General features: G+C 70.7%; 18 protein-coding genes. 2 read left to right on the top strand and 16 right to left on the bottom strand.

Features of this window, described 5'->3' with window-relative positions; translation table 11 throughout:
* Positions 1–127 precede the first annotated feature (127 nt).
* From VF584_26480 to VF584_26430, 11 genes are all read right to left on the bottom strand, one after another.
* The gene (locus tag VF584_26480; protein ID HEX8213741.1) at positions 128–673 is read right to left on the bottom strand and encodes a hypothetical protein; all 546 of its coding nucleotides are present in this window, start codon (positions 671–673) and stop codon (positions 128–130) included.
* A 255-nt stretch (positions 674–928) separates the two neighbouring features.
* Positions 929–2,194: a tetratricopeptide repeat protein gene (locus VF584_26475; protein HEX8213740.1), complete on the bottom strand. Its 1,266-nt coding sequence runs from the start codon at positions 2,192–2,194 to the stop codon at positions 929–931.
* 73 nt (positions 2,195–2,267) lie between these two features.
* Entirely contained in the window at positions 2,268–3,437 is a 1,170-nt protein-coding gene (gene larC, locus VF584_26470) for a nickel pincer cofactor biosynthesis protein LarC (GenBank protein HEX8213739.1), read from the bottom strand.
* 334 nt (positions 3,438–3,771) lie between these two features.
* The gene (locus VF584_26465; protein HEX8213738.1) at positions 3,772–4,224 is read right to left on the bottom strand and encodes a hypothetical protein; all 453 of its coding nucleotides are present in this window, start codon (positions 4,222–4,224) and stop codon (positions 3,772–3,774) included.
* A gap of 150 nt (positions 4,225–4,374) precedes the next feature.
* Positions 4,375–5,898, bottom strand: a complete 1,524-nt coding sequence (gene purH / locus VF584_26460; GenBank protein HEX8213737.1) for a bifunctional phosphoribosylaminoimidazolecarboxamide formyltransferase/IMP cyclohydrolase — start codon at positions 5,896–5,898, stop codon at positions 4,375–4,377.
* 3 nt (positions 5,899–5,901) lie between these two features.
* On the bottom strand, positions 5,902–6,591 hold the full coding sequence (gene purN / locus VF584_26455) for a phosphoribosylglycinamide formyltransferase (GenBank protein ID HEX8213736.1): 690 nt from the start codon (positions 6,589–6,591) through the stop codon (positions 5,902–5,904).
* Positions 6,592–7,038: 447 nt separating this feature from the next.
* Positions 7,039–7,710: an MBL fold metallo-hydrolase gene (locus VF584_26450; protein ID HEX8213735.1), complete on the bottom strand. Its 672-nt coding sequence runs from the start codon at positions 7,708–7,710 to the stop codon at positions 7,039–7,041.
* Entirely contained in the window at positions 7,703–8,146 is a 444-nt protein-coding gene (locus VF584_26445) for a peroxiredoxin (GenBank protein ID HEX8213734.1), read from the bottom strand. The genes VF584_26450 and VF584_26445 overlap by 8 nt, the downstream gene beginning before the upstream one ends.
* Positions 8,147–8,422: 276 nt before the next feature.
* On the bottom strand, positions 8,423–8,824 hold the full coding sequence (locus tag VF584_26440; GenBank protein ID HEX8213733.1) for an ACT domain-containing protein: 402 nt from the start codon (positions 8,822–8,824) through the stop codon (positions 8,423–8,425).
* Positions 8,825–8,880: 56 nt separating this feature from the next.
* A complete protein-coding gene (gene nadA, locus VF584_26435; protein HEX8213732.1) occupies positions 8,881–9,957 on the bottom strand; it encodes a quinolinate synthase NadA in 1,077 nt (358 codons plus the stop codon).
* A gap of 218 nt (positions 9,958–10,175) precedes the next feature.
* Positions 10,176–11,759: an ATP-binding protein gene (locus VF584_26430; GenBank protein ID HEX8213731.1), complete on the bottom strand. Its 1,584-nt coding sequence runs from the start codon at positions 11,757–11,759 to the stop codon at positions 10,176–10,178.
* 157 nt (positions 11,760–11,916) lie between these two features.
* Here VF584_26430 and VF584_26425 point away from each other — a divergent pair, with 157 nt between their 5' ends.
* On the top strand, positions 11,917–12,603 hold the full coding sequence (locus VF584_26425; GenBank protein ID HEX8213730.1) for a metal-dependent transcriptional regulator: 687 nt from the start codon (positions 11,917–11,919) through the stop codon (positions 12,601–12,603).
* A gap of 64 nt (positions 12,604–12,667) precedes the next feature.
* On the top strand, positions 12,668–13,072 hold the full coding sequence (locus VF584_26420; protein ID HEX8213729.1) for a hypothetical protein: 405 nt from the start codon (positions 12,668–12,670) through the stop codon (positions 13,070–13,072).
* A 195-nt stretch (positions 13,073–13,267) separates the two neighbouring features.
* Here VF584_26420 and VF584_26415 read toward each other — a convergent pair whose 3' ends face one another.
* The 5 genes from VF584_26415 to VF584_26395 form a co-directional block, all read right to left on the bottom strand.
* On the bottom strand, positions 13,268–13,711 hold the full coding sequence (locus VF584_26415; protein ID HEX8213728.1) for a GatB/YqeY domain-containing protein: 444 nt from the start codon (positions 13,709–13,711) through the stop codon (positions 13,268–13,270).
* Positions 13,712–13,896: 185 nt separating this feature from the next.
* Positions 13,897–14,886, bottom strand: a complete 990-nt coding sequence (locus tag VF584_26410) for a BON domain-containing protein (GenBank protein HEX8213727.1) — start codon at positions 14,884–14,886, stop codon at positions 13,897–13,899.
* A 15-nt stretch (positions 14,887–14,901) separates the two neighbouring features.
* Positions 14,902–15,927: a hypothetical protein gene (locus tag VF584_26405; GenBank protein ID HEX8213726.1), complete on the bottom strand. Its 1,026-nt coding sequence runs from the start codon at positions 15,925–15,927 to the stop codon at positions 14,902–14,904.
* Positions 15,928–16,086: 159 nt separating this feature from the next.
* Complete coding sequence (locus VF584_26400) at positions 16,087–16,896, bottom strand: hypothetical protein (protein ID HEX8213725.1); 810 nt, start codon at positions 16,894–16,896, stop codon at positions 16,087–16,089.
* Between the two features lie 198 nt (positions 16,897–17,094).
* Positions 17,095–18,270, bottom strand: a complete 1,176-nt coding sequence (locus tag VF584_26395; GenBank protein ID HEX8213724.1) for an aminotransferase class I/II-fold pyridoxal phosphate-dependent enzyme — start codon at positions 18,268–18,270, stop codon at positions 17,095–17,097.
* Between the last annotated feature and the right edge of the window lie 6 nt (positions 18,271–18,276).

Genomic DNA, 18,276 nt, shown 5'->3' with positions numbered 1-18,276 from the left:
CCCACATCCCCCATCCCTCATCCCCGAAGTAAAAAAGCGGCTCCGGAACCCGGGAACCGCTCGCGGCCCGATGTGCGCGGCCGGCGGGGCGAATATGGCGCCGCGCACCGGCCGCGTCAACGAACGGCTACCCCGCCAGCGGCGCCCCGCACGAGCCGCACACCGCCTGCCCCGGCTCGTACACCTCGCCGCAGACCGGGCAGGCGAACGACACCTCGCCCGCCGAGTCCATGTGCGACTGGATCATCTCCAGCGCGGTGCCGTACTGCCACACCGGCACCAGCACGCGGGCGATGCTCAGCTCGCCCATGTCCACGGGGAAGGAGCGGTCGGCCTGGTTGTAGAGCAGCGCGTCGATCTCCTCGGCGCGCAGATTCTCCACGATGAGCTGCGCCTCCATCTCCGACGCTGCACTGTACACCTGAGCCCACCCTTCGATCATCGGCACGGTGCGGTGCTCGTCGCAGAGCGCCGCGTGCGAGCCTTCCGGCAGGTTGCGGCACACCGCGCGCCCGCAGATCACGCAGCGGAACACCGCGAGCTGTGATGGGTCGTCCTCGCACGTCACCTGCTCCCGCAGCTTCCCGCACTGCGGGCATGCGTCGCCGCCCGCGAACTCCACTCCACAGTGCTCGCAGCGGACAGTCTGTTCCGCGATCTCGTCTACGCTCAAACCGGCTCCTCTCCGCGTGTCGTTCGGCCCCTCTGGAATTCCCTCTCCGGGTCGCAAGAAGCGTGCACCTCGAAGGAGCGCAACGGATGTTTCACACAGAGACACGGAGGGACACTGCAAGAACGGCAAGAGAGGTTCTTTGTGTCTTGCGGTTGGCTCTGTGCTCTCTGTGTGATGCTTTTCTCTTTTGGAACGGCAGCGGGGCGGCATCTCGCGACGCCGCCCCGCACCAACGCACTAACGCACTTCTTCGGGTTAGCTTCCCACCCGGTAGCTGTACCCCGTCACCGGCTGCGTCGTGGGCAGCGAGACCTCAAAGGGGGCCGAGGCGTCCTTGGCGGGGGCGTTCACGGTGATGCTCTGCGTGCCCACCGGGCCGGACGGGCCGAAGAAGGTGAAGTTCAGGCGGATCGGCGTGCCCGCGCGCGCAATGCCACCCTTCACGACACCGGTGAGGCGGGCGCCGTCGTCGCGCGTGCTGAGCTGCGTCTCGTCCACCTGAACGACCAGGGAGTCCGCCGCCTGCAGCGTGCTCACCGCCAGGTTCCGGTTCGCACTTTCCACCGCCGTGTTGCGCGACGCCTTCGCCGCATCCGAGATCCCCTTGTACGCGTTGAACAGCACGATCCGCGCGTTGTAGTTGAGCGGGTCGATCTGCACCAGGCGCGACGCCACCGGCACCAGCTCCTGCCAGCGCTCCAGCTTGTACAGCGCGAGCGCGTGGTTGTACCAGGCGTCGCGGTGGTTGGGGTCCAGGCGGTGCACCTCGGCGAACATCTCGCCGGCGCGCGCGAAGTCGTTCACCGAGAAGAAGTGCGCGCCCGCGTTCAGCAGCCCGGAAAGGCTCCCCGCCCGCGTCTCCACGAGCTCCGCGGCGTTGCTGGTGTCCGGCGTGACGCGCTCCAGCGAGGCGAGCGCGGCGCGGTACGCCGTGGCGGCACGCGCGTGGTCGTTGCGGCCCGCGTACACCACCGCCTGGTTGAAGTGCGCCTGCGGCATCGCCTCGTTCATCCGCCCGGCCTGCTCCCACTGCGACAGGGCCTGCGCGGTGTCTCCCCGGGTGAACGCCTCCACGCCCGCGTTGAACACCATCTGCGAGGCGCGCTCGCGCAGCGGGTTGACCTCGGCCGCGAACTGCGGGCAGAGCTCCAGCGTGCGGCGGAAGGCGCTGTCGGCGGCCGCGTAGTTGTTGGTGCCGAGCGCCGCCTGGGCAAGCAGGAAGTAGTGGAGCGGGTTGTTGGCCTCGGCCGCGATGCCGGCGCGCGCCTGCTCCATCGCCGTGTTGTACAACGGCGTCTGCGCCGCGCCCTGAAGGATCAGCGTGCGGTTGAGCGCCGCCTGCGCGGCGGTGGCCTGCGCGGTCACGGTGGGCGCACCGTTGGCGCACTGCACCTGCGGCAGCGCCGACGAAGCCGCCACGGCGGGCCCGGCGGCCGTGCCGCCCCCGGTGGTGCCCGCGCTTGCGCAGGCGCTCGCCACGGCGATGCCGGCGGCAAGGATCAGCCCACGTTCGATCTTCATTTCCATCCTCCGTGGAAGGGAAAGGTGCCGCCCCTGCAAGGGGCGATCGGTCCGGAGGCCGCGGCCGGGGGGGCTACCCCTCGGCCGCGACGCCCTCGGCCAGCAGGGCGCGGTAGGCGGCAAGCGGGGTGATCCCCAGCGCCGCCGCGGCCCGCGCCACGTCCTCGAACTCCGGCTTCGCCCGCTCGCCCCCGCCCGGGAGCGTCGAGCGCTTCACGCGAACTTCCTGCCCGCGCCACAACACGGTCTCCATCCGTCGCGGCAGTGTACGCCGGTCCGCCGCCCAGAAGCGCACCCCGATGGTGGAGCCGGCGTGGAAGAGCGCCTCCGCCACCGCGTCGCGCCGGTCGGGATGCGCAAGCGCCTCGATGCGCACGCCCGGCCGGCCCTTCTTCATCATCACGGGCTGCGCCGTGCAGTCCAGCGCCCCGGCCGCCAGCGCCGCCTCCATCAGCGGCGGCACGTACTCGGGCGGCAGGTCGTCCACGTCGCACTGGATCACCACGACGCTCTCCGCCGCCGCCTCGTTCCCCTCCACCAGGATCAGCCGCAGGCAGTTGGGGCGGTCCTGCGGGTCGCGAGTTCCCGCGCCGAAGCCGTTGGCGACCGGCGTGAACGACGTGGGCGCCGCGGCCCCGCCGGTGAGCGCCCGCAGGATGGCGGCTCCGGTCGGCGTGGTGCACTCCCCCTCGAAGTCGGGGTCGCGCACCGGGATCCCCCCCAGCAGCTTGAGGGTGGCCGGCGCCGGGAGCGGAAAGTTGCCGTGCGCGATGTTCACCCAGCCGCGCCCCAGCGTCACGGGCCGCGTGTAGAACTCCGTCGCCCCCAGCTCCGCGCACCCCGCCATCGCGCTGAGGATGTCCACGATGGCATCCAGCGCGCCGACCTCGTGGAAGTGCACCTTTTCGCGCGTGGTGCCGTGTACCTCCGCTTCGGCGTCGGCCAGCAGGGTGAAGGCGTGGACCGCCCGCTCCTTGACCTGCGCCGGGGCACCGGTTCCCTCGATGATCTTGACGACGTGGTGGAGGTGCCGGTGCGCGTGCTCGTGAGGCAGCTCCAGCAGCAGCCGGGTGCACGCGATCCCCTTCCGCTGCACCCGCTCCGCGCCCACCCGGATGTCGCCGAGGTCGAGCCCGGCCACGAACCCCTGCAGCCACTCCAGTGGCAGGCCCAGGTCCAGCAGCGCGGCGACCGTCATGTCGCCGCTGATGCCGCTGAACGGGTCGAAGATCAGCCCCCGCACGATGTGTCCCCTGTTTCCGTTGTCGAGACCGGCAAAGTAGGCGAGTCCCGGCGCGGCGTCAAACGGCGGGGGGACTGGGGAATGGGGAATGGGGAATGGGGAATGGGGAATGGGGAATGGGGAATGGGGAATGGGCACGGCGCCTCGACCTCCGGCCCGCCGCACCGATGTGGTAGGGGCGGACCTGCGTGTCCGCCCACCCTCGCCCCGGCACCTATGCCCACGTTCCGCGTAGGGGCCTGCCCGTGTCCGTCCCCGCTCCCAGACTCTGCTTCCACAACGCAAAAACCCCGCGGCAAATCCCGCGGGGCTCGTCGTGCGGCGCCAGGCGCGCCTACTTCCGGATCGCGGTATCCCGCGCGACGTTGGGCGCCGGCCTGCGCAGCTCGATTTCCCACGTGTCCAGACGCGCCCCCTTGCCCGCGTCCTCGCGGTAATTCGCGATCCCCGCGGCCCGCGTGAACCCGGCCGCGCCCGCCGCGTTGGTCGCGAGTACCACGTCGTAGCCACTGATCCCGGGGTCACCCAGGACGTAGATGGACTTCCCGAAGCGCGCCGGGTCCTCGTTCTTGAGCCGCTGCGCCATCTGCTCGGCCGTGAGGGCGCCGGGTTCATCCGCCACGAAGTACTGCCCGCCCTGCTTGATGCGAAGCTTCAGCCCCTCCGCGCCGGCCACCGACTCCGCACCCGGCGCCGACGCCGCACGCTCCCGCGATCCGCACGCGGCGCTTCCCAACGCGAGGGTGAACAGCGCCGCCGAAACCACGATGAGACGCTTCGATGACATGGGGACCTTTCGTCGTTGGGAATGCGGAAAATGCCAGTTTGACCGACCCGCAATATCCACTCCAATCTGCACCCTCTCCCCGCGGCGATCTTCCCATTCCCCATTCCCCATTCCCCATTCCCCATTCCCCATTCCCCATTCCCCCGCAGCTCAGTGCCTGAACAGCCTACGCCCCGTGAACACCATCGCGATCGCGTGCTCGTTGGCGGCGGCGATCACCTCGTCGTCGCGGACGGAGCCGCCGGGCTGGATGATGGCGCGCACACCCGCCTGCGCCGCCGCGTCCACGCCGTCGCGGAAGGGGAAGAAGGCGTCGGAGGCGAGCGCCGCCCCCGCCAGGTCGAAGCCGTTGTCGCGCGCCTTCATCACCGCGATGCGCGACGAGTCCACGCGGCTCATCTGCCCCGCGCCGATCCCCAGCGCCATCCCGCCGCGCGCCAGGAGGATCGCGTTGGACTTCACCGTCGCCACCGCCCGCCAGGCGAAGCGCAGATCGTCCATCTCCTCGCCGGTCGGCGCGCGCTCGGACGCGACCCTCCAGCCGTCCTCGGGGAAGCGCATCGAGAGGCGGTCCTGCGCCACGAATCCGCCGCGCACCCGCTTGAAGTCCGTCTCCCCCGCCCCGCCGCCCGCCGCGGGGATGGTGAGGAGGCGAAGGTTCTTCTTCTCGGTCAGCAGACGCAGCGCGCCATCGGCGAACGAGGGCGCGACGATCGCCTCCACGAAGTTGGGGCGGAGGAGGACGGCCGCCTGCTCCGTCACCTCGCTGTTGAAGGCGATCACCGAGCCGAACGCGCTGGTGGGATCGGTCTGGAGCGCCTTGTTGTACGCCTCCGCCGGGTCCGCGCCGGCCGCGATGCCGCACGGCGTGGTGTGCTTAACGATGGCGCACGCCGCCAGCGCCTCCCCCTCCCACGCGGAGACGGCGAGGAGCGCGGCATCCACGTCGATCAGGTTGTTGAACGACAGCTCCTTGCCATGAAGCTGCTTCATCGCCGCCAGGCCGGCGCCGCCGGCATCCGCGTCGCGGTAGAACGCCGCGCGCTGGTCCGGGTTCTCGCCGTAGCGGAGGTCCTGCACCTTTTCGAGCGACAGGTTCAGCGACCTGCCCTCGCCCAGGTAGCCGGCGATGGCGCGGTCGTACGACGAGGTGTGCTCGAAGACCTTTGCCGCCAGCCGCCGCCGCAGCCCCGCATCGTCTGCCTCGAGGCCCGCGAGGACGGCGTCGTAATCGGCCGGATCCACCACGACCCAGACGCTCGCGTGGTTCTTGGCGGCCGAGCGCAGCATCGACGGCCCGCCGATGTCGATGTTCTCGATGGCGTCCTCCAGCGTGACGCCGGGGCGCGCCACCGTCTCGCGAAACGGGTACAGGTTGACGGCCACCAGGTCGATCGGCTCGTACCCCTGCGCCCGCATCTGCTCCATGTCGTCCGCGTTCGCCCGGCGCCCCAGGAGCCCCGCGTGCACGGCGGGGTGCAGCGTCTTCACGCGGCCATCCATCATCTCCGGATGCCCCGTCACCTCGCTCACCTCCGTCACGGCGAGCCCGCCGTCGCGGAGGGCGCGCGCGGTGCCGCCGGTGGAGAGGAGGGTCCAGCCGCGCTCCGCCAGCGCGCGCGCAAAGGAGAGGAGGCCGGTCTTGTCCGATACGCTCAGCAGTGCACGCGGCATGGTTCAGCTAAGGATGGAGGCCAGCGTCGCGCGCACCGATGCCTCGGGGGGCGCGGGCGACGCGTACAGGTCGAAGCAGATCGGGCCGCCGGGGGTGTCGTGCGGCGTCTCGCCGAGCGCCACCGCCTCGACGGCCAGGGGTAGGATGCGGTGCTCCACCGCCAGCACCCGCGCGGCGAGCGTCTCCGGCGTATCGCCCGGGAGCACGGGTACGGGCCACTGCGCCACGATCTCGCCCTCGTCGTAGCGGTCGTCCACGCGGTGCACCGTCGCGCCGGACACGCGCACCCCCGATTCGATGACGGCGCGGTGCACGCGCATCCCGTACATCCCGCGCCCGCCGAACGCCGGCAGGAGCGCCGGGTGGATGTTGAGCATCCTCCCGCGAAACCGCTCCACCACCTCCGCCGGCACCAGCGACAGGTACCCCGCGAGCACCACCAGCCCGATCCGGTGCTCCTCCAGCGCCGCCAGCAGGCGCGCCGCGTGCCCGTCTCCGTACTCGCGCGGGTCCACCACGATCCCGGTGATCCCCGCGCGCTGCGCCCTCTCCAGCGCGCCGATTCCCGCCCGGCTGGCGACCACCAGCTCCACGCGCACCGGCGGCGCCTCGCCGCGGAAGCGGTCGATCAGCGCCTGCAGGTTGCTCCCCCCGCCGGATGCGAGGACGGCGACGCGCACGGGTTCGTTCAACGGGCCTCCGTTCTGGGGGTTCGGCGGCGCGAAGATAGACCCCCCGCCCTGCACCGTCAACCGAAACCACCCCCCACTCACTCCCTGAACGTAGCGCCACACCGAACCCGCGCCACCGCCGGCCTTCGGCGCGGAGTGAAGGGAACGGGATCCGCCGCGAACGGCGTACCCGCCCATGTGCGGAGGCCAAGTGCTCACGGATCATCGGCGCCGCACCGTACCTACCGGAGGGGCGCGATTCATCGCGCCCTCAGCCGCGGACGCGCCGGGTTTCGTGAATGCCCCGTCATGGTGATCCACCCACGCCACGCACCGTCTACTGAACATGGGATGGATCGGAGCGCGCGGCAGAGCCCGTCTCCTTCACTGCGCGCGCCTGGCGTCCGAGGGACGGCAGGGTACTCGGGGGCGCTCCGTTCAGGAAGTGGAGGGGGGTGCGCCGGGCGGTCACGCGAAGCGGCTGCCGCCGTAGACGCCGGTGATGAACGGGTTGCTCACGCGCTCGTGGCCCACGGTGGTCGCCGGGCCGTGGCCGTTGTACAGCGTGGTGGTGTCCGGGAGGGTCAGGATCTCCTCGCGGATGGACTTCATCAGCGTCTGCAGGTCCCCGCCGGGGAGGTCGGTGCGGCCGATGGACCCCATGAAGATCACGTCTCCCACCAGCGCCACCCCGTCCCCCACCAGGATCACGTGCCCGGGCGCGTGCCCCGGCGCGTGCCGCACGAGGAGCGTGCAGTCGCCCACCTGCACCGTGCCCCCGTGCTCCAGCGCGCGATCCACGGGCGGTAGCGGGGCCATCCGCATCCCGAACCACTCCGCCTGCGCCGGCGCGCCGTCGTAGAGCTGCCGGTCGTCGGCGTGGAGGTAGATGGGAGCGCCTGTCTCGCGCTTCGCGTGCGACAGCCCGTCCACGTGGTCGATGTGCGCGTGGGTCAGCACGATCGCGTCGATGGCGACGCCGGTCGCACGTGCCGCCTCCAGCGCTTCCGGCGTCGCCGCGCCGGCGTCCACCAAGATGGAGGAGCCGGTGCGCGCGCAGCTCACCAGGTAGCTGTTCTGCGTGAACGGCCCGCCCGTAAAGGTGCGGACGACGAGCTCCCCCCGCGGCGCATCAGACACCGGCCGCTCCCGCGATCTCGGCGAACCCGTGCGCGCCCGGGGCCGCGTACGCGATGCGTCCCTCGCGGTCGATCAGGTACGTCGCCCTCCCCACGCCGCCGCCCTCGCGGATCACGCCGTACGCGCTGGCGATGTCGGCGTTGGCGTCGACGATCAGGGGGAAGTCGAGCGAGTACTTGGAGACGAAGTCGCGATGGCTGTCCAGCGAGCCCGGATTCACGCCGAAGCGGACGATGCCGGCCGCGGCGTAGTCGGCGCTCTGGTCGCGGGCGGCGCACATCTGGGCGGTGCACCCGGGCGTGTCGTCCTGCGGGTAGAACATGAGGAGAACCGCGCTCCTGCCTCGGAACTCGGGGAGCGATACGCGCGCCCCGTCCGTCGTCTCCGCCTCGAATACGGGAGCCTCGCTCCCCACCGCCAGAAGTCCATCCGCCATGGCCGCCGCTCCTTCAGAAGTTGTCTGGGGCGACGAAAATCGCACCCCGCCACCCCCACCGCAACACGGCGACCACCCCCGTTTTTTGTCATCCTGAGAAAGCCGCCGCGCAGGGACCACGCGAAGCACACCGTACTCCTGCGGCGAACAAAGGATCTAGCCGGCGAGGCAAGAGGACGGCGGGCAACGACGCCGCCCTCGGAACGCGCAGTAGATCCTTCACTCCGCGCCAGCCATCTGTGAGGCCTCGGCGACGGTGAGGCGCTTCGTTCAGGATCACAGAAAGCGGTGGCCCGCGTGCCGCAGCGCATCCGTCGCATCGCCAAGCCGATCCGCCTTCACCAGCACGTAATCGGTGTCGAAGGTGGAGATCGCGAAGATGCTGATCCCCGCCTCCGCCAGCGGCGTGGCGATGGAGGCGAGGACGCCGGTCAGATCGAAATCGAGCGGACCCGCGACGGCCAGGGCGCGCCAACCGGGCTCGCAGCGGACGCCGGCCGGCACCGCATCCGCCGCGCAGACGACCGAAAGCTCGTCGGACGTGCGGGTGACGGAGAGGAAGCCGTGGGTCGGGAGCCACGACGGAAACGCGTCACCTGCGGCCAGGCGGCAGACGGTGAGCGCTTCCGGGAGGATGGTGAGGCGCAGCGGCGGCATCACGGCGACGAAGAGGGGCAAAAGAAACGCCCCGAAAGCTCGAGGCTCTCGGGGCGTTCGTCAAACCTTCCAGTGGATCAGGCGCAGCCGCAGCCCGGTTTGCGGAGGCCGGCCTCTTCCAGCGCGGCCTCTTCGGCGGTGGGGGCGACCCAGCCCTGGTTGAGGTCCAGCATGCGGCGCAGCGAGAGCTCGGCGCGGGTGCGCACGTCCTCGTCCAGCACCAGTTCGTGCTGCTGGTGGTCCAGGCACCAGGCCAGCTTGGCGATCGTGTTCACCTTCATGTTCCCGCAGATCGCCGCGCCGCTGAGCGGCACCAGCGTCTTTTCCGGGAAGCGCGCCTTGAGGCGGTCCACGATGCCGCGCTCGGTGCCAAAGATCACCTCGTCGTTCTGCTCGGCGATGTCCACCATCTTCGCCGTCGAAGCCACCATGTCCGCCTGCGCCAGGAGCTCGGCGCGCGACTCGGGGTGGATGACCACGAGGGCGCGCGGGTGCTTCTTCTTCGCGGCTGCCAGCTCGTCCAGCACCAGGTCGTCGTGCACGTAGCAGTAGCCGTCCCACGCCACGATGCTCCCCGGCTTCACCTCGCCCTCCTCGCGACCCGCGATCACGTACGGGCGGCCGCTGCGCTCGGCGGCGTAGCGGGCCAGGTTGCGGTCGGGCACCAGCAGGATGGTGCGATCGGCGGGGATGGTGTCGATCACCTGCACCACGTTGGCCGACGTGCAGCTGATGTCCGACTCCGCCTTGACCTCGGCCGTCGAGTTGACGTACGCCACCACCACGGCGCCCGGGTACTGCGCCTTCAGCCGGCGCAGCGCGTCGCCCGTGACGAAGTCCGCCATCGGGCAGCCGGCGCGCAGGTCCGGCATCAGCACCGTCTTGCCCGGCGACAGGATCTTGGCCGTCTCGGCCATGAAGTGCACGCCGCAGAAGACGATCACGTCCGCGTCCGTGCGGGCGGCCTCCTGCGACAGGCCCAGGGAATCGCCCAGATAGTCGCTGACTTCCTGGATCTCCACGCGCTGGTAGTTGTGGCCCAGGATGACGGCGTTCAGCTCCGTCTTCCGGCGGCGGATGCGCTCGGCCAGCTCTTCGCGGGTGAGGCGGGCGTAGTCGAGCGGCGTCTTCAGGGCGTCGGAGATCTGGATCAATGGCCACCTCGTGCGGAGTGGAAACGCGCGCCCAGCAACGTTAAGCCGCGTAATATAACGACTTAGCCACGCTCCGGCAACGCATGCGCAAGCTACGTTCTCGTAACGAGATAACGGCAGTTTCACGCAGAGGCGCGGAGGGGAACGAAAAGGCACAGAGGATAACGCCTCGGTTCTTCTTGCGGTTTAACTCCGTGGCTCTGTGTGAGGCTTTTGGATCAGGAGGGGAGGGTCAGGCGAAACGTGCTTCCCTGCCCAACGACGGAGGCGACTTCGAGGGAGCCGCCGAGGAGCTGGGCAAGGCGGCGCGCGATGGGGAGGCCGAGGCCGGTGCCCTGGTCCGCGGCGTCGTCCAGGCGCACGAAGTCCTCGAAGATGCGCGCCTGGTCCGCGGCGGGGATGCCGGGGCCCAGGTCGGCCACTTCGACGATGGCGCCGCCGCCGTGGCGCGCCACGCGGACGCGGACCGGGCGGCCGTGGCCGTACTTCACCGCGTTCCCCAGCAGGTTGAGGAGGATCTGGCGGATGCGCTTCCCATCGCCGCCCACGACCAGCGGGGGCTCCGGGGCTTCCAGGGTGACGGTGCACGCCTGCTCCGCCGCGATCACCTCCACCGCCGCCACGGCGTCCCTGGCCAGCGCCACCAGCTCCACCTCCTCGATGCGGGGCTCCATCTTCCCCGACTCCAGGCGGGAGAGGTCGAGCAGGTCGTTGATCAGCTCCAGCAGGTCGGCGGCGCAGCGCTGCGAGCGCTCCACGGCGTCGCGCTGCTCGGGGCCCAGGGCGCCGTAGCCTTCGCCCAGGAGGAGCTCGTTGTAGAGCATCACGGCGCTCACCGGGGTGCGCAGCTCGTGGCTCGCCATCGCGTAGAAGCGGTCGCGCGCGGCCACCGCCTCCTGCCGCTCCTGCTCAGCCGTCACCCGCTCCGACACGTCCACCACCAGGCCCACGGCGGCGGCGCGCCCCTCCACCTCCGCGCGCGATGCGTGGATCTCCAGCCAGACGACCCGCCCGTCGGCGCGCACGCCACGCAGCGAGTAGTGGGCGGCGCGCGGTGGGCCGTACAGCTGGCCCCGCGCGTACGCCTCGGCGCTGGCGCGGTCGTCCGGGTGCACCACCTCCCACACGCTGCGCTCGCGGAGCCACGCCTCGTCCGTCGCAAAGATCTCGGTGAGGCGCGGGTTGAGGTAGCGGAAGCGCTCGTCCTGCACCACGAAGATCCCCGCGAGCGACTGCTGCAGCATCGCCTGGATCAGCCCGTCCGCGGCCCGCAGAGAGGCCTGCCCGTGCTCGGGGCGCTCGCCGGCGCGCCGCCGCTCGATCTCCGCCACCGCGATTTCCGCCAGGTCGGCGAGCGTCGCCATCTCGTCGCCGCTCCAGGCGCGGGGGCTCATGCTCAGCGCGCACAGCGTCCCCAGCGCGTGCCCGTCCGAGGTCACCAGCGGGACGCCGGCGTAGGCACGCACGCCCATGCGCGTTACGGCGGGGCTGTCGCGCATGCACGGGTCTTCCTGCGTGTCCGGCACCGCCATCGCCGCGCCCGCGCCCGCCGCGTGCCGGCAGAGCGAGTGCTCCATCGGCGTCTCGCGGATGGGGGGCATGTCCGGGCCGGCGGCGCTCTTGAAGAACTGCCGCTCGCCGTCCAGCAGCGTCAGCGTGGACGCACCGGCGCCCAGCGTCCGCACCACGAGGCGCGTCAGCCGGTCGAACACCTCTTCCGGCGCCGAATCGAGCAGCCCCGTCTCTGCCAGGGCCGCCAGCCGCGCGGGATCGGTAAGGAAGGTGAGCGGTGGGGAGAGCATGCGGGCACGCGGGAAAGGGGCCCGGCACAGCAGCATGACCGCAAACATGCGCGTGAATCGTGCGACCGCGCAAGGTGGCGCTTGCCGCGCCGCCGCGATGCGCCGTACTGTTCAGCGCACCCTGCACTCACCCCGTTCCCGTGGGCGCGCCGTGTCGATGTTCAGCCAGGTGGTGGAAGACTACCTCAAGGCCGTGTGGATGCTCCAGCAGCTCGAGTCGCCCGTGGCCACGTCGCGGATCGCGGAGCGGCTGGGGCTCACCTCCGCGGCCGTAACCGCCATGGTCAAGCGCCTGGCGGAGCAGGGGCTGGTGCGCCACGAGCCGTACTACGGCGTGCGGCTGACCGCGTCGGGGGAGCTGGCGGCGCTGCGCATCATCCGCCGCCATCGCGTGCTGGAGCTCTTTTTGGTGGAGAAGCTGGGCTACGAGTGGGACGGCGTGCACGAGGAGGCCGACCGGCTGGAGCACGCCGCCAGCGACGAGCTCATCGAGCGGCTGGCGCGGCTGCTGGGGGAGCCGGACCGCGACCCACACGGCAACGCCATCCCCAGCGCGGACGGCGAGGTGGACACGGCGCACTACCCCTCGCTGGGCGACCTGGCCGCCGGCGAGTGCCGGCGCATCCTGGAGGTGGAGGTCGACGAGCCGGAGCAGCTTCGCTACCTCGGCTCGCTCAACCTGCGCCCCGGCGCGGAGGTGGAACTGCTGGACAAGTCGCCCTTCGACGGGCCCGTTTCGGTGGCGGTCAACGGGGCGCGCACGGTCATCAGCCACTCGCTGGCCCAGCGCATCCGCGTGCGCTCCACCCCCGCCCCGGAGCCGGCCGGCGACGCGCCGGGGTGAAGGTGGCCGGGGTTTTGCGCCCGCTCCCCGCGACGGGACCACTTACAACGCAATGGGCGCAGACATGGACTACAGGGATCGGAACGACGGCTGGTGGAAGCTGGCGCTGGGTGCGGCGGCGCTGGGAGTGATCGCCTTCGCCTTCCGCGGGGCGCTGCGCGGCGGCTCGCTGGAGGGGGCGCTGGACGAAGGCTCCGGGCGCGACCTCCGATCCGGCGCGGGGCCCCAGGGCTTCCGCGCCACGGACGGCTCGCGCGACTCGCACGGAGCCATCGGCGAGTACGCCGACGCGGACGAGGAGCCGGTGCTGGGATACGACGGGATGGACCGCGACTCGCTCGTCGAGTGGCTCCGCGACGCCAGCCTGGACGAGGAGACGCTCCTACACATCGAGCGCTACGAGCGCTCCAAGCAGAACCGCGCGCCGGTGCTGGACGAGGTGGGGGATCTGCTGGCGGCGTTCGGGTGAGGGACCAAGAGCGGCGCTGGATCACCGGGCCCCCGGCTGGAACCACGGGAAGACCGCTGAAGCGGTCTCGTGAACCGCAAGCCAGTCCGCGAAGGCGGACTTCCCGCGGTTGTTGCAGCGGTTTCAACCGCCGGGTGCAAAGAGGAGGCGCGGAGAGAGATCTCCGCGCCTCCGCTTCGTTTCAGGCAGCCCGATTCAGCCTGCGAGGACTTCCTTGGCGACGCGGTTGAGCTCCTTGCCCTCGAAGCGGCCCTTGGTGCGCGGGCTCACCTGCTTCATTACGTCGCCAAGGTTCTTGGCGCCCGCGGCGACGGCTTCGCGGACCATGGCGCGCACCTCGTCTTCGGTGAGCTGCGCGGGGAGGTAGGCCTGGAGCACGGCGGCTTCCTGCTCCTCCTTCTCGGCCAGCTCGGCGCGGGCGTTGGCGCGCATCAGCTCGGCGGCCTCGCGGCGCTTCTTGATCGCCGTGATCGCCACCCCCTGCACCTGCTCGTCGTTCAGCTCGCCGCCCACCTCGATCTCGCGGTTGCGAATCTCGGAGATGAAGGTGCTGAGCACGGTCGTGCGGAGCTTGTCGCGCCCGCGGCGGGCATCGTTCAGGTCGGTGCGGACCTGGTCCTTGAGCGGTACGTCCGGCATCTGCGTTCGGTCCGGTGGAATGGCGGGTGGCGCGAGGGGTGGAATGTACCGGAGGGAGGCAGCGGAATCAATTCGTTGGCCGGCGCGATTCATCGCGCCCCTGCCCGACGCTGCTCCGACGCCCGTAACAAAAACGCGGGCCGGAGGGATCGCCCCCGGCCCGCGCCGTTCGACCGCGAGAACGCTCAGGCGTTTTCGTCGCGGGGCTCCACCGGGTTGGCGGCCTGGTGGGGCTTCACCGGGACGTCGGCCTGCTCCAGGCGCAGCTCGATGCCGGGCTTGAGGCCCTCGCCCACGCGGCCCAGCGAGTTCAGCTCCTGCGGCTGCTCGGGCTGCGGCACGGCGTGCTTGCCGTACGGGCTCTGGTTGTCCAGCTCGTCCTCGGAGAAGTTCGTGGGGTTCTCCGGGTGCGGCGACGGGCGCGAGCCCATGACGGGGTGCGAGTGCGCCAGCTCCTCCTCCTCGAACTCACGGCGGTCCGAGTGCTCGATGGAGGTCTCGCGGATGTGCTGCGAGTCGTCCCTCTGGTCCGGCTCGGTGTCGCCCTGACGCTTCCGCCCCATCCCGCTCACGTTTCCACTCCACTCTGCCGACATCGCTCCCCCCGTCCCCTGGTTTACGCGCGCCGGACGGCGCGCAATGTCGTTCTCGATCTCCAGCCGGTTGACCACCGTCTCCACGTTGGGCACGCGCTGCGCCGTGTGCACCGCCAGATCCGCCTCCTGGTGCGTGTTCACCGACCCGGAAAGCTCGATGATTCCGCGGCTGATGGCGCCCACGTCGATCGGACGCTCTGCGAGCACCGGGTCGCGCAGGAAGGCGTCCAGCACGGCGTCTTCCAGCCGGGTCAGCTCGCGCTGGTCGCTGTACTCGCGGCGCAGGCGCCCCGGGCGCAGCCGTTCGGTGAGCGAGAGCGCGCCGTCGCGGAGCCGCCCGCGCACGCCGCCCGCCTGCACCTCTCGCGCGGCGCGCCCCACCACCCACAGCGAGAGCGCGAACCCGGTGGCGGCCCCCAGGGCGAATACCAGCGCGTTCTCGCCCTCGTTGCCCTCATCGCGCGGCGCGCGCTTCCCCCGACCCTGCCCCATGTTCCCCCTTCGTACGATGTTGGTGCCAGACGATTTGCGCAGCGCGGCGCGGGGGGCGGGGGTGCAAGAGGTGTTCCAGCCGGGCATCAAAAAGGCGCCCGGCTATGGATTGCCGGGCGCCCTCTCGCGCCGTCGCTGCTCCCGCTCGCGGTCCATGCGTTCGCGGGTGGCCCGCGTCCGTTCTCGCATGTTCCGGTCGAGGTCCTGCGTATCCTCCTGCCGGTCGATCTCGCCGCGCTGCCGCCTCGTCTCGGCGTCGTGCAGCTCGGATTCGCGGCTGCGTCCCACGGGCGGCGTGGTGCAGGTGGGGATGCGCCTGCCGGCGATGACGGGGGCGCCGCACTTGCCGATCCCCCACTCCCTCCCCTGCCGGTCCTTGATCGTCCAGTTCTCCGCGCGGTGGCGGCGCCGCGCCTCGTCGGCGACCGAGTCGTTGTAGGCACCCAGGCTGCGGGCGATCCGCGCGCGGACCCTGTCGTTGTCGCTCATCGGGGTTTCGCGAGCCGCCTCGGGGCGCACCACCAGCCGCCCGTCGCCCAGCTCCGTACCCAGCCGCCCGCCCGCCGCGCCGGAGCGCCCGCGGCCGCCCGTTCCCGTGCCCGCACCTGGCGCGCCTGTCCCTGGACCCACGCCCGTGCCCGGAACCGCGCCCGCGGGAGCGCCGCCCGCGCGTGGTGCCGCGCGCGCGGGGATGCCCGTGGGGGCACGCTGCGGAAAGCTCCTCAGCTCCGGCGCGGCGACGGACGCCGTGTCCGCCTGCACCGGCGCCGCGACCTGCTCGCCGGTCGTGGCGGTCTGTGGAGCGGCGGGCGCCGGCTCGCCACCCGCACCTCCTTCGTCGCCCGGCCAGGCGCCGATGTCCACGTAGCTGACCGCATCCGACGGCGCGCCAACCTGCGGTGCATCGCCCGGCTGCACGGGCCGCCGCACGGGGGCCACCCACACGACCAGCGCCAGCAGGAGGTGCGCGCCCAGCGAGAGCGCGACGCCGCGCCGGCTGATCTGCCCGCCACGCTCGTGCCGCGGCGCGCGGGTGAACGGCGCGCGGACAGGGACGTGCGGAGCCGCCCCGGTGGCTTCCGGGGTGCGCGCTTGCGCGGGCGGCGGTTCGAGAGTGGCGCGGGTCATCCCTCCATTCTACTCGACCCCGTCCACACGGTTCCGCCCGCGCCATGATCCTCGGATTAAACACACGGCCCGGCGAGGGATGAGCATCCCCGCCGGGCTTGAATCCACGGCGCGCGGCGCAGGCCGCGGCCGCCATCTGACGGTGTCAGCGGCACACGGCTACTCCAGCGGATCGGGCGTGTCGCCTCCCAGAGTATCGAGATAAACGTGACCGTGCGTATCGTCTGTTTCGTAAGCGGACGAGGTAGACTCGAAAGCCTTTCCACGCACACCACCAATGTGCACGCCGCCGAGAAATCGCTGCTTCAACCCGGCGAGCTGGAAGATGGGCGTGGCGTTCTTGATCCCGCGCATGTCCAATACTTTGCCGGACGTGCGCTTCATGGCGAATTGCAGGCTCACATTCCCAAGCTCGACCGTCTGCACCGTGCCCGATCCAGAAACCTCCAGTTCGACACTCGATGAGGCGGATTCAGAGATAACGATGTCGACGTACGGCGCCATCACGAGGGACGAGATTATCACCCAGTCCCGTTTCCATTGCCCGGCGCGGTATTTTTCGAGGATTTTTCGTTCCAATCCGATCAGGTCACGGATTCGCGGTTCATAGCTCTCCTGAGCTTTGATCAGGAAGGACGCCTCCCGCGAAAAGTCCAGTTTGATCCCCGCGCTCCCTTGTGGAACACTTGGAATGCTCGTGTTGGCCTCGCCAGCCAGCTTCGTAGTGATGGTTACCCCCGACTTGGAAGAGAAGTCGAGTGGGGACGAACTGTCATCCGGAACGATGTCGGCAGTCGGATCGAAGTCGATCCCCAGGTCGCGCAGGGTACTCATGGGCCTGAAGAGGTATCCACCCTCCAGCTCGCCCACTGTGCCCAGTTCGAGCGTGGAGCTGGGCAGCCAATGCGTAAAGTAAGACTTGAAATCCTTGTGGAAACCCCGCGCGTACAGCCGAGCGACTGATGCCATGACGGCCTCTTGAAGATGAGGAGGAACCCAGGGGAGATGCGGCGAGGAAGGGGGTGCAAGCAAACTACCCGATGCCGCCTGCGCATTAGTAGCGTCAAGATGGCAAGAACGCAATCTTTTGCTGGGCTGGGGTGTTACGCGCGAGCCCGGCGGCGGATGTCCACCCCCGCCGGGCTTACGTACGCACCCCGCGAATCCTCAGACCGCCGCCGTCTCCGCCATCCGCGCGATGCGTTCCGCCGCCTCGCGGATCCGCTCCTCCGAAGTGGTCAGCGCGATGCGAAAGAACCCCTCGCCGCCGCGCCCGAGCGACTTGCCGGGGAGGACGCTGACGCCCTGCTCCAGGAGGAGGCGCCGCGCCCACTGCTCCGATTCGACGCCTTCGGGGAGCGGCACCCACAGGTACATCGTGGCGGCGGGATTGGGGACGTCCCAGCCGGCGCCGCGCAGCGTCTCGACGGCCGCGTCGCGGCGGGCCTGGAAGGTGGCCACGTTCCCCGGCACCCACTCCGCGTGCGAGCGGAGCGCCGCGGCACCCGCGTGCTGGATCGAGAAGGGGACGCCCGTGTCCGCAAAGCTCTTCACCCGCTGCAGAGCCGCGATGAGCTGAGGCTCGCCCACCGCCCACCCGGCGCGCCACCCCGTCATGTTGTACGTCTTGGAGAGCGAGTGGAACTCGATCGCCACCTCGCGCGCGCCAGGAATCTCCAGGATCGACGGCGGAACGTACCCGTCGAACGCGACCTCCGAGTACGCGTTGTCGTACGCCAGGATCAGGTCGTGCTCGCGGCAGAACTCCACCGCGCGCTCCAGGTACTCGCGCGGCGCGATGGCGGCGGTGGGGTTGTTGGGGTAGTTGAGGTAGAGGATGCGCGCGCGCTTCACCACCTCCGCCGGAATCTCGTCCAGCGGAATCAGGAAGTCGTTCTCCGGACGCAGCGGCACCAGGTGCGCCTCGCCGCCGGCCAGCACCGTGCCGCCCAGGTACGCCTGATAGCCCGGATCGGGCATGATGGTGACGTCGCCGCGTTCCAGGAAGGCGAAGGGGAGGTGGAAAATCCCCTCCTTGGAGCCGATCAGCGGCAGCAGCTCGCGCATGGGATCGACCGCCACCCCGAAGCGTCCCTGCATCCAGCGCGCGATCTCCTCGCGGAACTCCACCAGGCCGAGCTGGAAGGCGTAGCGCGAGTTGGCCGGGTCCGGCGCCGCCTCGCGCAGCGCGTGCACCGCGGCCGGGGGCGGCGCCAGGTCCGCGTCGCCCGTCCCCAGGTCGATCACGTCCACCCCCCTGGCCAGCAGCTCGCGCTTGGTGGCGGGGACTTCGGTGAGCGGGTAGGGCGGCAGACCCTGGAAGTGGCGAGCGAGACGGGGCATGTACGA

Source organism: Longimicrobium sp. (assembly GCA_036389135.1).
In the GTDB taxonomy this organism is placed as follows: Bacteria; Gemmatimonadota; Gemmatimonadetes; order Longimicrobiales; family Longimicrobiaceae; genus Longimicrobium.
Note: the sequence above shows the minus strand (reverse complement) of the source record. Positions and strands in the feature narration are given on the sequence as shown.

Bases quoted from the DNA above. Each gene is read 5' to 3' on its own strand.
- VF584_26425 (HEX8213730.1), top strand. From the start codon at position 11,917: ATGTTCAGCCAGGTGGTGGAAGACTACCTCAAGGCCGTGTGGATGCTC.
- VF584_26410 (HEX8213727.1), bottom strand. From the start codon at position 14,886: ATGCCCGGCTGGAACACCTCTTGCACCCCCGCCCCCCGCGCCGCGCTG.
- purH (HEX8213737.1), bottom strand. From the start codon at position 5,898: ATGCCGCGTGCACTGCTGAGCGTATCGGACAAGACCGGCCTCCTCTCC.
- VF584_26395 (HEX8213724.1), bottom strand. From the start codon at position 18,270: ATGCCCCGTCTCGCTCGCCACTTCCAGGGTCTGCCGCCCTACCCGCTC.
- VF584_26430 (HEX8213731.1), bottom strand. From the start codon at position 11,759: ATGCTCTCCCCACCGCTCACCTTCCTTACCGATCCCGCGCGGCTGGCG.
- VF584_26420 (HEX8213729.1), top strand. From the start codon at position 12,668: ATGGACTACAGGGATCGGAACGACGGCTGGTGGAAGCTGGCGCTGGGT.
- VF584_26475 (HEX8213740.1), bottom strand. From the start codon at position 2,194: ATGAAGATCGAACGTGGGCTGATCCTTGCCGCCGGCATCGCCGTGGCG.
- VF584_26445 (HEX8213734.1), bottom strand. From the start codon at position 8,146: ATGGCGGATGGACTTCTGGCGGTGGGGAGCGAGGCTCCCGTATTCGAG.
- VF584_26405 (HEX8213726.1), bottom strand. From the start codon at position 15,927: ATGACCCGCGCCACTCTCGAACCGCCGCCCGCGCAAGCGCGCACCCCG.
- VF584_26415 (HEX8213728.1), bottom strand. From the start codon at position 13,711: ATGCCGGACGTACCGCTCAAGGACCAGGTCCGCACCGACCTGAACGAT.
- VF584_26465 (HEX8213738.1), bottom strand. From the start codon at position 4,224: ATGTCATCGAAGCGTCTCATCGTGGTTTCGGCGGCGCTGTTCACCCTC.
- VF584_26400 (HEX8213725.1), bottom strand. From the start codon at position 16,896: ATGGCATCAGTCGCTCGGCTGTACGCGCGGGGTTTCCACAAGGATTTC.